The 13,800-nt window shown below is 58.2% G+C and carries 16 protein-coding genes; 9 read left to right on the top strand and 7 right to left on the bottom strand.

The window, feature by feature from the left end:
* Positions 1–238 precede the first annotated feature (238 nt).
* The gene (locus Z945_RS0103385; protein WP_025050712.1) at positions 239–1,363 is read left to right on the top strand and encodes a beta-ketoacyl-ACP synthase III; all 1,125 of its coding nucleotides are present in this window, start codon (positions 239–241) and stop codon (positions 1,361–1,363) included.
* Between the two features lie 7 nt (positions 1,364–1,370).
* Here the strand turns inward: Z945_RS0103385 and arsH are convergent, their stop codons facing one another.
* Both arsH and Z945_RS0103375 read right to left on the bottom strand, forming a co-directional pair.
* On the bottom strand, positions 1,371–2,093 hold the full coding sequence (arsH, locus tag Z945_RS0103380) for an arsenical resistance protein ArsH (RefSeq protein WP_025050711.1): 723 nt from the start codon (positions 2,091–2,093) through the stop codon (positions 1,371–1,373).
* Positions 2,077–2,538, bottom strand: coding sequence for a hypothetical protein (locus Z945_RS0103375; protein ID WP_025050710.1), 462 nt, complete (start codon positions 2,536–2,538; stop codon positions 2,077–2,079). Before Z945_RS0103375 ends, arsH begins: the two co-directional genes overlap by 17 nt.
* A gap of 276 nt (positions 2,539–2,814) precedes the next feature.
* Here Z945_RS0103375 and Z945_RS0103370 point away from each other — a divergent pair, with 276 nt between their 5' ends.
* A complete protein-coding gene (locus Z945_RS0103370) occupies positions 2,815–3,402 on the top strand; it encodes a thymidine kinase (protein ID WP_025050709.1) in 588 nt (195 codons plus the stop codon).
* Between the two features lie 14 nt (positions 3,403–3,416).
* On the opposite strand, the gene Z945_RS0103365 is transcribed toward Z945_RS0103370, so the two are convergent.
* From Z945_RS0103365 to Z945_RS0103350, 4 genes are all read right to left on the bottom strand, one after another.
* Positions 3,417–3,755 carry a tRNA-binding protein gene (locus Z945_RS0103365; protein ID WP_025050708.1) on the bottom strand — a complete coding sequence of 113 codons (339 nt, stop codon included), beginning with the start codon at positions 3,753–3,755 and terminating at the stop codon, positions 3,417–3,419.
* Complete coding sequence (gene proC / locus Z945_RS0103360) at positions 3,748–4,563, bottom strand: pyrroline-5-carboxylate reductase (RefSeq protein ID WP_025050707.1); 816 nt, start codon at positions 4,561–4,563, stop codon at positions 3,748–3,750. Before proC ends, Z945_RS0103365 begins: the two co-directional genes overlap by 8 nt.
* A gap of 31 nt (positions 4,564–4,594) precedes the next feature.
* On the bottom strand, positions 4,595–5,095 hold the full coding sequence (locus Z945_RS0103355; RefSeq protein ID WP_025050706.1) for a type III secretion system chaperone family protein: 501 nt from the start codon (positions 5,093–5,095) through the stop codon (positions 4,595–4,597).
* Positions 5,096–5,619: 524 nt separating this feature from the next.
* Positions 5,620–5,859 carry an accessory factor UbiK family protein gene (locus Z945_RS0103350; protein ID WP_025050705.1) on the bottom strand — a complete coding sequence of 80 codons (240 nt, stop codon included), beginning with the start codon at positions 5,857–5,859 and terminating at the stop codon, positions 5,620–5,622.
* Between the two features lie 94 nt (positions 5,860–5,953).
* Between Z945_RS0103350 and lgt the strand changes: the two genes are divergently transcribed.
* The 5 genes from lgt (at position 5,954) to Z945_RS0103325 (ending at position 10,200) form a co-directional block, all read left to right on the top strand.
* On the top strand, positions 5,954–6,838 hold the full coding sequence (gene lgt / locus Z945_RS0103345; protein ID WP_025050704.1) for a prolipoprotein diacylglyceryl transferase: 885 nt from the start codon (positions 5,954–5,956) through the stop codon (positions 6,836–6,838).
* Positions 6,835–7,884, top strand: coding sequence for a class I SAM-dependent methyltransferase (locus tag Z945_RS0103340; RefSeq protein ID WP_025050703.1), 1,050 nt, complete (start codon positions 6,835–6,837; stop codon positions 7,882–7,884). Before lgt ends, Z945_RS0103340 begins: the two co-directional genes overlap by 4 nt.
* Positions 7,881–8,636 (top strand): peptidoglycan editing factor PgeF, encoded by a 756-nt coding sequence (pgeF, locus tag Z945_RS0103335; RefSeq protein ID WP_025050702.1) that lies wholly within the window; start codon positions 7,881–7,883, stop codon positions 8,634–8,636. Before Z945_RS0103340 ends, pgeF begins: the two co-directional genes overlap by 4 nt.
* A 288-nt stretch (positions 8,637–8,924) precedes the next feature.
* On the top strand, positions 8,925–9,068 hold the full coding sequence (locus Z945_RS20675) for a hypothetical protein (RefSeq protein WP_169736944.1): 144 nt from the start codon (positions 8,925–8,927) through the stop codon (positions 9,066–9,068).
* A gap of 337 nt (positions 9,069–9,405) precedes the next feature.
* On the top strand, positions 9,406–10,200 hold the full coding sequence (locus Z945_RS0103325) for a Hint domain-containing protein (protein ID WP_025050701.1): 795 nt from the start codon (positions 9,406–9,408) through the stop codon (positions 10,198–10,200).
* 25 nt (positions 10,201–10,225) lie between these two features.
* On the opposite strand, the gene Z945_RS0103320 is transcribed toward Z945_RS0103325, so the two are convergent.
* Complete coding sequence (locus Z945_RS0103320; protein ID WP_025050700.1) at positions 10,226–10,726, bottom strand: Lrp/AsnC family transcriptional regulator; 501 nt, start codon at positions 10,724–10,726, stop codon at positions 10,226–10,228.
* A gap of 192 nt (positions 10,727–10,918) precedes the next feature.
* Here Z945_RS0103320 and trxB point away from each other — a divergent pair, with 192 nt between their 5' ends.
* Positions 10,919–11,929 (top strand): thioredoxin-disulfide reductase, encoded by a 1,011-nt coding sequence (gene trxB, locus Z945_RS0103315; RefSeq protein ID WP_025050699.1) that lies wholly within the window; start codon positions 10,919–10,921, stop codon positions 11,927–11,929.
* 60 nt (positions 11,930–11,989) lie between these two features.
* A complete protein-coding gene (locus Z945_RS0103310; protein WP_025050698.1) occupies positions 11,990–13,681 on the top strand; it encodes an adenylate/guanylate cyclase domain-containing protein in 1,692 nt (563 codons plus the stop codon).
* Positions 13,682–13,800: the final 119 nt, after the last annotated feature.

Here is a 13,800-nt window from a genome sequence, read left to right as displayed (position 1 = left end):
TTCCCCGCCGCCGGGTAGGCTGTCCTTAAGCGCATTCTATCAAAAGTGCGCAGCGCGGGCTTGAGCCCTCCTCGTCACATTTCGTGTAGCGACCTTCTGATCCTTTCGTTAAAACTCCATAACACCAATAGACACACCTGCGGTGTACGTCCGATGCACATTGTGTGACAATTGTTATAAGGTTTAGCAATGGGCGAACCCCCTTATGGTCACTGCGGTAAAAAGTGAAGGAATTCAGATGTATACACCCGCCATCACCGGTACAGGCGTCTTCACTCCGGACGCGGTCGTCACCAATGCCGAATTGGTTGAGACCTTCAACGCCTACGTCGATCTGTACAATGCTGAAAATGCCGATGCGATTGAGGCGGGTACGATCGTGGCCAAGGAGCATTCCTCGGAAGAGTTCATCTTCAAGGCAAGCGGCATCGAACAACGCTATGTGATGGATAAGACGGGCATCCTCGACCCGAAGGTGATGCATCCGCTGCTGCGCCAGCGCAGCGATGATGAGCCGAGCCTTATGGCCGAAATGGCGTTAGATGCGGCCAACAAAGCGCTTAAGGCTGCAGGCAAGACTGCCGCCGATGTGGACGCGGTCATCTGTGCCGCTTCCAACCTCGAACGCGCCTATCCTGCAGTGGCGATCGAGATACAGGATTTGTTGGAAATCAACGGCTTCGCTTTCGATATGAACGTTGCATGCTCCTCTGCCACCTTCGGCATTCAGGCGGCTGCGGACATGGTGCGCAGCGGCTCGATCCGCTCCGCACTTGTTGTGAACCCCGAGATCTGCTCCGCCCACCTCGAATGGCGCGACCGCGATTGCCATTTCATCTTTGGTGATGTTGCAACCGCCACCCTGATCGAACGCGCCGAAGACGCCACGGGTGCGTATTTTGAGGTCAAATCAACGAGATGTGCGACCGAATTCTCGAACAATATCCGCAACAACAACGGCTTCCTGCGCCGCTCGCGTCCGGACGGCGTCGCCGACCGCCGCGACATGCAATTCATGCAGAACGGGCGCAAAGTGTTCAAGGAAGTCCTGCCGATGGTGGCCGACCACGTCGCATCTCATATGGCCGACACCAATGTCGAAGCCGCTGATCTGAAACGCATTTGGCTGCATCAGGCCAATAAATCGATGAACGATTTCATCGGGCGCAAAGTGTTGGGCCGGACACCCGAACCGGGCGAACAGCCCAATGTTCTGCAGGACTACGCCAACACGTCGTCGGCAGGGTCGATCATCGCCTTCTCGAAATATTCCGACGATCTTCAAGACGGCGATACCGGCCTGATCTGTTCCTTCGGCGCAGGGTATTCGGTGGGTTCGGTCATCGTGCAAAAACACGGGTGATGCGGACCTAGACCTTTTTCAAAGACACCCGTTTGTGCACTTCTTCAACGCTTTCGACCCGCTCTGAATACCGATCAACCAGATAGTCACTGCGTCCGCGCACCATCCAGGTGAATTTGACCAGCTCTTCCATGACATCCACGATTCGCGCGTAGAATGATCCTTCGGCCAGGCGTCCCTCGCCGTTGAACTCCAGCCAGGCCTTCGGAATGCTGGATTGGTTCGGGATGGTGACCATCCGCATCCAGCGGCCTAGGATTCGCATTTGGTTCACGGCATTGAAGGATTGCGATCCGCCAGACACCTGCATGACGGCAAGCGTTTTGCCCTGCGTCGGGCGGATACCCCCCTGCAAGGATAATGGCAGCCAGTCGATCTGGCATTTCATGATCCCCGTCATGGCCCCATGCCGTTCGGGGCTGGACCAGACCATGCCTTCGGCCCAGACGGCCATCTCGCGCAGTTCAACGACCTTAGGATGGTCCGGCTCTGCCCCATCCGGGAAGGGCAGACCGGTGGGATCAAACATCCGGGTTTCACAGCCCAGCAGCTCGAGGATCCGGGCGGACTCTTCGGCTGCGCGGCGCGAGTAGCTTTGCGGGCGTAGCGACCCATAAAGCAACAGAATACGTGGCTTATGCCCCGGATCATCCGGCGCTTTCAGCGCATCGACATCAATTTCAGGTAGTTGATCCGCCCGCAGCGCCGGAAGGTCAGTTGCCACTTTCATCTTCCAAGTTCAGCTTCATGTCTACCAAAACCTGCTGCAGCAATGATGTTTCCTTCAGCAGCCTTTTGGCTTCGTTCACGCTGATCCGGCCATCTTCCATCGACTGCTGGTATTCGGCCATCAACATCGCAAAGCGCTGGCTCAATGCGATGACATCCGAATTCACGCTGCTGCGTTTGTCGGAATTCGACAGCTTCCGCTCAAAGTTCAGCCCGATGCCACCAAGTTCGGCCAAAGCCGCCGTGACATGAGGATAGCTTGCGACCTCTTCCAACTGGGCCACAGCGTCGATGGGCATGAAACGGTCCGCATGTTCATCACTATCCGAATAATAGCGTCCCAACGTGGCCTTGGATTTGCCCGTCACAGTGCATGCAGGCTCGATCCCGACATCCTTGACCAGCGCCTCGGTGTGCTTTTTCAAATAGCTGGCGATCTTGGCCATATGCGAAAATCCTTGAATTCGGTCCTGCCCCGCAATCGGACGTGGGGAATGCTGGAATACTTTTCCCATTAATCGCACTTGGGGTAAATGCCATTTGTACCCCACCTGCATAGGTTCGCAGGCTGAACGAGTATCCCTCTTTCGGGTGGGAGTGTTTAGGGGTGTACGCCGCCGCTTGGTCCTTGCCGCACACATGGACCCAAGCAGTGGCGGCGTGCGCTTTTTTAGCGTCGCTCAAGGCTTGAAGGTATCGGCCCGCTTGGCATAACAACCCGCATGGCAAAACTTTACTTTCATTATTCAACCATGAATGCCGGTAAATCGACTGTATTGCTCCAAGCGGCGCATAACTATGTCGAACGGGGCATGGTACCCTATCTGCTGACGGCCCAGTTCGATGGCCGCGCAGGCGAGGGGCGCATCGCCTCGCGCATTGGGATCGGGCAGGAGGCCGATACATATGCCCCCGGCGAAGACCTGTTCGCCAAGATTAGGGCGCGTATGACAAGCGGCCCCTGTGCCTGTATTTTTGTTGATGAAGCGCAGTTCCTGGAAGCCGAACAGGTGTGGCAATTGGCGCGCGCGGTCGACGATCTGAAAGTGCCGATCATGTGTTTCGGCCTGCGCGTTGATTTTCGCGGCGCGCTTTTTCCGGGCTCCGCCACTCTTCTGGCGTTGGCCGACGAAATGCGCGAAGTGCGCACCATTTGCCATTGCGGTAAGAAGGCTACGATGGTTGTACGCACAGATGCGGCAGGTGCCGTGATCAGGGACGGTGCACAGGTGCAGATCGGCGGCAATGAAACCTATGTCTCACTCTGCCGCCGCCATTGGCGCGAAGCGGTGGGCGACACGGCACCTTAGCGCGGCAACTGCCGCTAGTGCATGCGCCCGCCATCCGGCACCGGCTGATCCGGCGACAGCAAAACAATCGCACCCGTTTCATCCGGTAGGCCCAGCACCAGTACCTCTGACATGAAAGGCCCGATCTGGCGCGGTGGAAAGTTGACCACCGCCATCACCTGACGCCCCACCAGCGCTTCGGGCTCATAATGCACAGTAATCTGGGCAGAGGTTTTGCGCTCTCCGATCTCGCCACCGAAATCGATCCACAGCTTAATCGCCGGAGTGCGGGCTTCGGGAAAAGGCTCTGCGCGGATCACGGTACCGACGCGCACATCGACCTTCATGAAGTCGTCAAATGCAATCTCACCCATGCGACAACTCCCTTGACCGATCTGCTGCTGCCTTGACCGCGCGCTTCAACAACGTCGGAAAGCCGTCTTTCTCATTCATCAGCACCTCTAGGGCCGCCTGCGTGGTGCCATTCGGCGAGGTCACATTCACGCGCAATTGGCCGGGCGTCTCGCCCGATTGCGCCGCCAATGCGCCCGCCCCCGCGACCGTGGCGGTCGCCAGTTGCAACGCCAGTGCAGCGGGCAGTCCTTCGGCCTCGCCCGCAGCGGCCATCGTTTCGATCATATGAAACACATAGGCCGGACCTGATCCGCTGACCCCAGTCACCGCATCGATCTGCCCCTCATTCTCCAGCCGGACCACCGCTCCCACCGCGCTTAGCAAGGCTTCGGCTTCGTCCAGCGATGCATCGCCCGCGACCGCGTTTGCCACGATCGCAGTGATGCCCTGCGATATGGCCGCAGGCGTATTGGGCATGGCGCGGACGACCGGTGTCTGATCGCCCAGCGCGGTTTCGAAAAACGAGATTGGCGTGCCCGCAGCGACGCTGACAAAAAGCGTATCGCCATTCCCCATGGCTTTGAGCGTCGGCAGGGCTTCGGCCATCATCTGGGGCTTCACGGCAACCAGAACCACGGCGGGTGTGGCAGGCAAGTCTGCATTCAGATGTACGCCCGAAGATTTGAGCCAGTCAGAGGGATAGGGATCAATCACCCAGACCGATGAGGTCGGCAAGCCGCGGGCCAGCCAGCCTTCCAGCATGGCCGATCCCATCTTGCCACAGCCCAAAAGCACAAGGCCCTCTTTGGCGATACGGCTGTCTTTCATGGTATTTACCCCCGATTATTCGGGGGCAGTGTTACGCGCGACCGTAGGCCTCTGCAATGGCGACCTGAAGCGCCTCGGCGGGGGATTGATCGCCCCACACCTGCAATTGCAAGGCCGGATAATAGCGTTCTGCCGACATCACCGCAGCACCAATCATCGTGTCGATCTGTTCAGCGCTCGGATCATGGCCGCCCGCGCAGACCAATCCATAGCGATAGACCATCAGCTTTTGTTCGGCCCAGTAGGTAAAAGCGCCAGCCCAGCATTGATCATTTACAGAGTTCAACAACTCGAACAGACCGGGCAATTTCTCCTCTGGCGGGTCCATTTCGAATGTGCAAATAAGCCGCAAAGTTTCGTCAAACGCGGACCAGGCCAACGTGATGGAATACGTGCGCCATTGGCCTTCGACAGCCATTGCGATCTGTTCGTCGGAAATGCGATCAAAGTCCCAGTCGTGATAAGCCGCCAGGTTCTCGACAATATCAATGGGGTGAATGTCTTCTTCAACGTACTGCTCGGTCAGGGTCATTTCGACACCTCTTTTTGATGTCCAAGCCCGGATAGCGGCTGCGCCACACCAGACTTGGATGCCTGCACAATAGACCGCTGTCTTGACAACCGCCTATACAAGATATGGTGAAGCCAAAGCAGGGCATCTGGCAACCCCCTTTTCTGGGGATAACTGCAATATCTTGTGGATTAGCTTGCGCTGGATGCAAGATTTGCTCAGGAGTTGATCAAACTCGTCATTCGGGTACCTCGGCGTTTGGACAGGTGCCCGATATTGCTGCGCGGCTTAACACTGTCTTTTCCTGCAAGAACTGGCTTGTTGGCATTCTCTCAGTTTCAGTCGCGCGAATGCGTCAACGACGCCCTGAACCATCTGGGCTGCGTCATGGAGCAAGGCGATCGTGAGCCATAGGGCCATCAAGCAGATAGCTCAAGCTCACCCCTTCAATCATCAGTACCTGCTCGGCCGTGATTGACCGGCCTCAAGCTGTTCATACCGCATCGCAATCAGCCAGCCATCGTACAAGTCGCAGAAAACGCCCTTTATTTGGCGTCCAATTTGTCCAGTCGGGCCTTCAGCGCCTCGTTCTCTTCGCGCGCTTTTTGCGCCATCGCGCGCACCGCATCAAATTCTTCGCGGGTTACGAAATCACGGTCTGCAAGCCAGCGGTCCATCAGACCCTTCATGGCATTTTCTGCTTCGTCCTTGGCCCCTTGTGCGACGCCCATGGCGTTCGTCATGATCTGGGACATATCGTCGAAAAATTTGTTGCGGGTCTGCATGATCGGCCTCCGGTATCTGGTTAACCCTTATATGGGGGCGGTAGGCTGCGCAGGCAAGGTTGACTTCCCGCGTTATCCCGTCTCAATCGGCGTCATGATCGCAATGCTCCCCTTTCCCAACATCTCGCCCGAAATATTTTCGGTTTCGCTCTTTGGTATGGAGTTCGCTCTGCGCTGGTATGCCCTGGCCTATATTGTGGGCATCGTGCTGGGTTGGCGGCTGGTGGTGGCGGCCGTGCGCACGCCGCGGCTGTGGACCGGATTAAAACCTGTAATGACGCCCGCCCAGATCGAAGACTTGCTGTTCTGGGTCATCCTTGGCGTGATCCTTGGCGGGCGACTGGGCTATGTGCTGTTTTATCAGGCCAGTTACTACCTTGCCAATCCATTGCGCATTTTGCAGCTGTGGGAAGGCGGGATGTCGTTCCACGGCGGGGCGATCGGGGTCATTCTCGCGGCTTATCTCTTCACGAAAGTGCACAAGCTGCGCACCATTTCCACAGGCGACATGGTGGTGCTGGGCCTTGCGCCAGGTCTGTTTCTGGGCCGCATCGCAAATTTCATCAACGCAGAGCTGTGGGGCAGACCCACGGATTTGCCTTGGGGGGTCGCTTTTCCCACGCAGGCTGCACAGTTTTGTCCCGAAGTCGCTGGTATTTGCGCGCGCCATCCCTCGCAGCTTTACGAAGCAGCGCTAGAAGGGCTGGTTCTGGGCGGGCTGCTGGTCTGGATGGCTTGGCGCCGCGGTGCGCTGAAACGTGAAGGTCTGCTTGTGGGCACCTTTCTGGCCGGATATGGTGCCGCGCGTTTCATCGTCGAATTTGTGCGCCAGCCCGATGCGCAGTTTGTATCCGAAGGCAATCCGTTGGGTCTGGCCCTTCAATCGGGTGGGTACGGGCTGACCATGGGGCAGCTGTTGTGTATCCCGATGATCCTGGTCGGCGTCTATTTCATTCTCCGCGCCCGCCGCACTACATGAGTTTGCACGACCATATCGTTGGGCGAATTGCGGCTCAGGGGCCGATGCGGATCGACGAATACATGACGACCTGCCTCCTGCATCCAACGCTTGGCTACTATACCACGCGCGATCCGCTGGGCGTTCAGGGTGATTTCACCACCGCGCCCGAGATCAGCCAGATGTTTGGTGAGCTCATTGGCCTCAGCTTGGGACAAAGCTGGATGGACAGCGGGGCACCCTCCCCCTTTACTCTGGCCGAACTGGGCCCCGGTCGCGGTACGCTGATGGCTGACGCTTTGCGAGCCTGTGCGCGGGTGCCGGGTTTTCTGGCCGCCGCGCAAATGGTGTTAGTCGAAGCATCGCCAGCGTTGAAAAGCGCGCAAGCCAAGACGCTGGAGGGGACAGAAGTGCACTGGGCTGACAGTGTCGAGGAACTGCCGCAGAAACCGCTCTTTCTGATTGCCAATGAATTCTTTGACGTGCTGCCGATCCGCCAGTTTCTGTGCGACGGTGGCGGGTGGCGTGAACGTCAGGTCGGGCTTGACGGCGATCAACTGGTCTTTGGCCTTGGGCCTGTGCAACCCCAACCCGCCCTGCCTGATGCGGAAGCCGGGGATCTGGTGGAGACCTGCGCAGCGCTCGCCCCGACGATGGACCCGATTGCGCAGCGCCTGCGCGATCACGGCGGTACCGCGCTCGTTATCGACTACGGCGATTGGCAGACCAAGGGTGATACGCTTCAGGCGTTGCGCAGCCATGAAAAGGTTAGTCCGCTAGAGACACCGGGACAGGCCGATCTGACCGCACATGTGAATTTCAGCGCTTTGGCCGAAGCGGCAACCGGCTGCACCGTGTCGGCGCTGACACCTCAAGGCGTCTTTCTGGAACGGCTTGGCATCACGGCACGGGCTCAGGCTTTGGCCCTCAAACTAAGCGGTCCTGCGCGCGACAGCCATATCGCCGCGCATCGGCGGTTGACGCACCCGGCAGAAATGGGAAACCTGTTCAAAGTAATGGCGCTGACCGGCAAGGACAGCGTACCGCCACCGGGGGTGCAGCCGTGACGCTTGAGATACTGACCAGTGACAGCCTGTCGGCGCTGCGACACGGGTTCTTTACCCGGCGCGGCGGGGCGTCCTCAGGTGTGTTCGCAGGGCTGAATTGCGGACATGGCAGTTCGGATCAGACGGAGATTGTCGCCATCAACCGCGCACGTGTTGCCGACGCCATGGGCGTAGCAGCGGATCACCTGACAGGTATACATCAGGTCCATTCAGCGGATGTGGTAACGGTCACATCACCGCTGGACGAACGGCCCAAAGCGGATGGCATGGTCACCAATACGCCCGGCATCGCGCTTGCCGTGCTGACAGCCGATTGCCAGCCGGTGCTTTTTGCTGATGCCGACGCAGGCGTGATCGGTGCCGCCCACGCGGGCTGGCGCGGTGCGCTGGACGGCGTGCTGGATGCCACAATTGACGCAATGATCGAAATCGGCGCGCAGCGCGAAAATATTGCCGCGGTCATTGGACCCTGCATCAGCCAGCAGGCCTATGAAGTTGGACCGGAGTTCTTTGAAGACTTCATCGCCGGTGATCCCGAGAACAGCCGTTTCTTTGCAAACGGCAAAGAGGACCGGATGCAGTTCGATCTGCCCGGCTTTGGCCTGGCGCGGTTGCGGGCTGCCGGGATCGGCTCGGCTGAATGGACGCGGCACTGCACCTACAGCGATCCTGACCGATTCTATTCCTACCGGCGGACCACCCATGCCCAAGAGGCCGACTATGGCCGCCTGATCTCGGCAATCACGCTTTAATCTGGGCGCAAATGGGGCAAAACCTGCCGTTAAGCTGCCTAACTGCGACGATGCAAAGACAGAAACAATCCTCCGAAATATGGATTATTGGTGAACCGGAGCTGCATTTTCTATTAGAAATCAGCGCGTTAGGACAAATACGGCACCGCAGCCATAAACCCAGCAAATCGGCTCTTCGAATATTCCTAAAAACTTCCATATTGCCAAAAACCGGCCCGATTGCCCCTGCATATTTATCCTCAATCAAAGGGCGGCACAGCCCACAGAATCACACCGAGGATCAGAACCATGAAAACGAACACACGCTTCATCAAAGGCATCGTCGCAGCAGCTGCCAAAGAAGACACCGTTATGCCTTGGGCCCGCGGCACCCGTCGGGCGGCTTTTATCGCCAAGCGCAAGCAAGCTGACAAGCAGCACAAGGCCGCCTGATCCCCAGACATATTGCCTCCCCTGTAAAGCCTCCCCCCAGGCGATCTCACAGGTAATGAGAAAATATGTATCCACACGACCCCGGCTTGCGTCGATTCGCAGCCGGGGTCGTTTCGTTTCCGTCAAATGTGGCAAATCCAATTGGAATTGAGGAAACAGAGACGCGAAACTAAGGCAAATTAGGCCTAAATGCGGCTCTAATGTCTCGCAAACTTTGACAATCGCCCTCTTTTAGGCAATTTAGGTGTCATAGAAAAACCGAAATGACATCTCGTTATTTCCGTGCTTGTCGGTGGGGGCCGACACGGATGTGACCAACCTGAGAAAAGGTGATCGCATGACACTGACTGCTACTCGGGGCTCTCGCCCCATCCCTCCAACGCCCTCCGGTCTGCGAGGTCTGCCTTTGCGCTCCAATCCGTCTGATCGCGGTCTGAACGCCGTACCACCGCTGCCGATGCGTAGCTTTGAGATCGCTGCACTGCGGGCAGACAATACGCTGCACATCGGACAGGACAAAGCTCCTGCCATTCCTTTGTTCGACAGCGCCTTTTCGGCATTCGCACGCGGCACTTTGATCGCCACACCGCAGGGTGATGTGGCCATCGAAGATCTACAGCCGGGCGATATGGTCAACACCACCACGGGGGAACCGGCCAAGCTGGTCTGGATCGGGTCCAGCAGCTTTTCACCCGCTGACGCGGGCCGCCGCACGCCGTTGTTGCGGGTGATGGCCGATACCTTTGGACAAGGCCGCCCGAATACATTTCTGACGGTCGGTCCCGCTGCGCGTATTCTGCATACGCCGCATCGTCTACGCTCTGAAGCCGGTGAAAAACGGCTTCTGACACCCGTCCGCGAGTTTCTTGACGGTGTGAATGTGATCGAGGTGGTCCCTCCGACGCCCGTTCGCCTGTTCCACATCTGTCTTGATCGCCATGCCGCAATCAACGCGGGCGGGGTCGAGATGGAAACCTTTCATCCCGGTGCCAACGCAGCCCGCAGCGTCTCGCATTCTCTACGCGACCGTTTCCTCGGTATGTTCCCCCGTATCGCCCATATCACGGATTTCGGTCCGCTGGCCCATCCCCGCGCGCCCGAAGAAACATTGGAAACCGACATTATCGGTTAAAGCATACGCCCTCCGGCACCTTATGTCAGGGGGCGACTTCCAACCGCTTTTCCAGCACATCGAAAGGCACACCGGGTTCATCCTTTGCCCCGCGAATGACAAGGCTGGTCTTGACGCTTTCCACATTCGGTGTGGTCAAAAGATCGCCTGTTAAAAAACTTTGAAACGACGACAGATCAGGTGCGACACATTTCAGGATGAAATCCACCTCACCGTTCAGCATGTGACACTCGCGCACCAGCGGCCATTCGCGACACTTCTGCTCAAAAGCGCTCAGGTCCGTTTCGGCCTGACTGGCCAGGCCCACCATCGCAAAGACCTGCACCTCAAAACCCAGAGTGCGGGCGTTCACCTCAGCATGGTAGCCACGAATAAAGCCCTGCTCTTCCAGCGTGCGTACACGGCGCAGACAGGGCGGGGCCGAAATGCCGACCCGCTTTGCAAGTTCGACATTGGTCATCCGCCCATCCGACTGAAGCTCAGCCAGAATTTTCCGGTCGATCGGATCAAGCCGCGTACCTGTCATTCGATGCCCCTTTCAATTTGCGATTCTTATAGCAGCGCCGCTATCAGGCGCAATATTGTTTCGCAACTGCGCAATATTCTTATGGTAGGGCCAAACGCTTCAGCATAGGTTTGCGATGGTTCTGGGGGTTTAAGTACGCTTCAGGCAGGTCTATATCACCCCCAACGCAACACATCTATCGGGGGTGGCCACATGGCTGACACGCGCAAGACGAAGGTTCTGATCATCGGCTCCGGCCCCGCAGGCTATACCGCTGGTGTGTATGCCAGCCGTGCCATGCTGGACCCCATATTGGTGCAGGGCATCGAGCCCGGCGGCCAGTTGACCACCACTACCGAAGTCGAAAACTGGCCCGGCGATACCGAAGTGCAGGGCCCCGATCTGATGGTCCGTATGGAAGCCCATGCCAAAGCAATGGGCACCGAGATCATCGGCGATATCATCACTGATCTGGATCTGAGCAGCCGTCCGTTTCACGCCAAAGGCGACAGCAGCACAACCTATGTAGCCGATGCGGTCATTCTTGCCACGGGGGCACGGGCGAAATGGCTGGGGCTGGAGACTGAAGAGAAATTCAAAGGCTTTGGCGTGTCCGCCTGCGCCACCTGCGACGGTTTTTTCTATCGCGGCCAAGAGATCGTCGTGATTGGTGGCGGTAACACGGCTGTGGAAGAAGCACTGTTCCTGACCAATTTCGCGTCCAAAGTCACCTTGATCCACCGCCGCGATGAATTGCGTGCGGAAAAGATTCTGATCGACCGGTTGATGAAAAACCCCAAGATCGAACCGCTCTGGTTCCACGAGTTGGCGGAAGTCTATGGCACCGACAGCCCGCTGGGCGTTGAGGGGATCAAGGTCAAGCACACCAAAACCGGCGAGATCACAGACATTCCGTGCAAAGGTGTATTTGTGGCCATCGGCCATGCGCCTGCAAATGAACTGGTCAAGGACACGCTGGAAACCCATATGGGCGGATATGTGGTGACCAAGCCTGACAGCACCGAAACCTCCATTCCGGGCGTGTTTGCCGCGGGCGATCTGACCGATCACAAGTACCGCCAAGCCGTCACTTCTGCTGGCATGGGCTGTATGGCAGCGCTGGAAGCGGAGCGTTTTCTGGCAGAAGTCGGCGAAGATGTTGACATTGAAGGCGGCAAGGACACATCCCTGCCGCTGGGCTACGGCGCAAAAGTGGCCGAATAAGCCAAAGCTTGACGGCCCCCTGCCCGCCCGCCCATTCTCAAGGCTGACAGGGGGCAACTTATGAACGATCTGTGGCGCGGCACTTGGCCCACGCGGTTGCGCATCGCCAGCGGGTTGGTTCTTTTCGCCTATGCGCTCACCCATTTCCTGAACATTGGACTGGGATTGTTTTCGCCGGTCTGGATGGATGCGGCACAAGACTGGCGGCAGATTGTCATCCGAAGCCTGTTGGGCAGCATTCTGATTTATGGTGCCTTCGCCCTGCATATGAGCCTCGTGCTCGTAAAGCTCGCGCGGCGCGGCACCTTGCGGATGCCCGCGTGGGAGGCTCTACAAATCGCGCTTGGTATCGTGATCCCGATCCTGCTGGTGGCGCATCTGATCCACACCCGCACCGCACATGAACTTTTCAATGTGAACGACGAGATGGGGTATATCATGCTCCTGCTTTACGGCACGGCGGACGGCTGGAAACAAAGCCTGCTGTTGCTGGTCGTTTGGGTGCACGGCTGTGTCGGCCTGCACTTCTGGTTGCGGGGCAAGGCTTGGTGGCGGCGGTCCCTGCCAGCGCTCATCGGCGGTGCGACGCTGGTACCGGCCTTTGCCCTAGCGGGATTCCTGGTAGAAGGGCGGCGTGTGCAAGCCGCCTTTGCCGAACCCGATCAGCGCAATGCAATGTTGACGGCATTCAACTTTCCCGACGCAGAAACCTTTGGCACGCTTATAGGTTGGACGGGTCAGCTGCGCTGGCTTTGGGGGGCGATCGTGGTGCTGGTGGCGCTGGCCTATCTCGTCAAATACCTGCGCAGGCGGCGGCGGTCTGTTACCATAAGCTATGTCGGAGGACCGCAGATCTCCGCGCCGATGGGTTTGACCCTGTTGGAAATGTCGCGGTTGCGCGGCATTCCCCATGCATCACTATGCGGGGGCCGGGGACGCTGCACTACCTGCCGCGTGGTGGTCGAAGAAGGCGCCGATCTTTTACATCCCGCCAGCCAAGCCGAAGCCCGGAGCCTTGCTGCGGTAGGTGCCAGCGAGGGCACACGGCTTGCCTGCCAAATCAAACCGATGCACCCTATGCAAGTCTTCCGGGTGTTCCAGCCCGACGGCAAAAGCACCTTTCGCAACCATGCCAGTCAGGGCGAGGAGAAAGAGCTGGCTTTGCTTTTCCTCGATATGCGCGGCTTTACGGCGCGAACGACCGGACAACTGCCCTATGACGTTGTGTTCCTTCTGAACCGGTTTTTCGATGCCGTTGTGCCAACGATCAACCTCGCTGGTGGCAGCGTCGACAAATATCTGGGCGACGGTTTTCTTGCTCTGTTTGAGACAAAGGACGCTGCGACATCCGCCCGGGCCGCGCTTGCCGCGATCGAGGGAATTGCGCAGGCTTTGGAACAGTTCAACAACACCCTGCGCCGCGAAGGGCAAAGCCCCGTTGCTATCGGCATCGGTGCCCATCTGGGCGATGTGGTGCTGGGTGAAATTGGTGCCGCCGGACAGGCGCCGCGCACCTTAATCGGGGATACGGTCAACACGGCGTCACGGATTGAGGGGGCAACAAAAGAGCACGAAGTTCAGGCGCTGATCTCAGCCCCGCTATTGCAGGCTGCGGGGATCGAGGTGCAGACCGAACAGATGGTGTCGCTCACGTTGCGGGGCGTCAGCGTCCCGCTGCACGCGCTGCCGGTGAAGGACGCGAGCGGACTGCGTACGACTTTGACCCAAGCCAAAGCTCCTTGGCGCGCCTGATCGCGGCGTGAGACCAACAATCCTGCGCGAAAATCCCCCCTTTTTCGGAAAAGAGCCTCTCTCTAGCTAGACTTTGACCGTAATCACGCGGCATAGGGGCAGCAAAGCGGCCCCTGACG

The organism is Sulfitobacter noctilucae (assembly GCF_000622365.1).
Lineage (GTDB): Bacteria > Pseudomonadota > Alphaproteobacteria > Rhodobacterales > Rhodobacteraceae > Sulfitobacter > Sulfitobacter noctilucae.
The sequence above is the reverse complement of the archived record's forward strand: the minus strand, read 5'-3'. Positions and strand labels throughout refer to the sequence as shown.

Excerpts from the sequence above, each read along its gene's own strand:
- arsH (WP_025050711.1), bottom strand. The coding sequence starts at position 2,093 with ATGAAAGTGGCAACTGACCTTCCGGCGCTGCGGGCGGATCAACTACCT.
- Z945_RS20675 (WP_169736944.1), top strand. The coding sequence starts at position 8,925 with ATGAAAACGAACACACGCTTCATCAAAGGCATCGTCGCAGCAGCTGCC.
- Z945_RS0103375 (WP_025050710.1), bottom strand. The coding sequence starts at position 2,538 with ATGGCCAAGATCGCCAGCTATTTGAAAAAGCACACCGAGGCGCTGGTC.
- trxB (WP_025050699.1), top strand. The coding sequence starts at position 10,919 with ATGGCTGACACGCGCAAGACGAAGGTTCTGATCATCGGCTCCGGCCCC.
- Z945_RS0103355 (WP_025050706.1), bottom strand. The coding sequence starts at position 5,095 with ATGACCCTGACCGAGCAGTACGTTGAAGAAGACATTCACCCCATTGAT.
- Z945_RS0103370 (WP_025050709.1), top strand. The coding sequence starts at position 2,815 with ATGGCAAAACTTTACTTTCATTATTCAACCATGAATGCCGGTAAATCG.
- Z945_RS0103365 (WP_025050708.1), bottom strand. The coding sequence starts at position 3,755 with ATGGGTGAGATTGCATTTGACGACTTCATGAAGGTCGATGTGCGCGTC.
- Z945_RS0103310 (WP_025050698.1), top strand. The coding sequence starts at position 11,990 with ATGAACGATCTGTGGCGCGGCACTTGGCCCACGCGGTTGCGCATCGCC.
- lgt (WP_025050704.1), top strand. The coding sequence starts at position 5,954 with ATGATCGCAATGCTCCCCTTTCCCAACATCTCGCCCGAAATATTTTCG.
- Z945_RS0103325 (WP_025050701.1), top strand. The coding sequence starts at position 9,406 with ATGACACTGACTGCTACTCGGGGCTCTCGCCCCATCCCTCCAACGCCC.
- Z945_RS0103320 (WP_025050700.1), bottom strand. The coding sequence starts at position 10,726 with ATGACAGGTACGCGGCTTGATCCGATCGACCGGAAAATTCTGGCTGAG.
- Z945_RS0103385 (WP_025050712.1), top strand. The coding sequence starts at position 239 with ATGTATACACCCGCCATCACCGGTACAGGCGTCTTCACTCCGGACGCG.
- Z945_RS0103340 (WP_025050703.1), top strand. The coding sequence starts at position 6,835 with ATGAGTTTGCACGACCATATCGTTGGGCGAATTGCGGCTCAGGGGCCG.
- Z945_RS0103350 (WP_025050705.1), bottom strand. The coding sequence starts at position 5,859 with ATGCAGACCCGCAACAAATTTTTCGACGATATGTCCCAGATCATGACG.
- proC (WP_025050707.1), bottom strand. The coding sequence starts at position 4,563 with ATGAAAGACAGCCGTATCGCCAAAGAGGGCCTTGTGCTTTTGGGCTGT.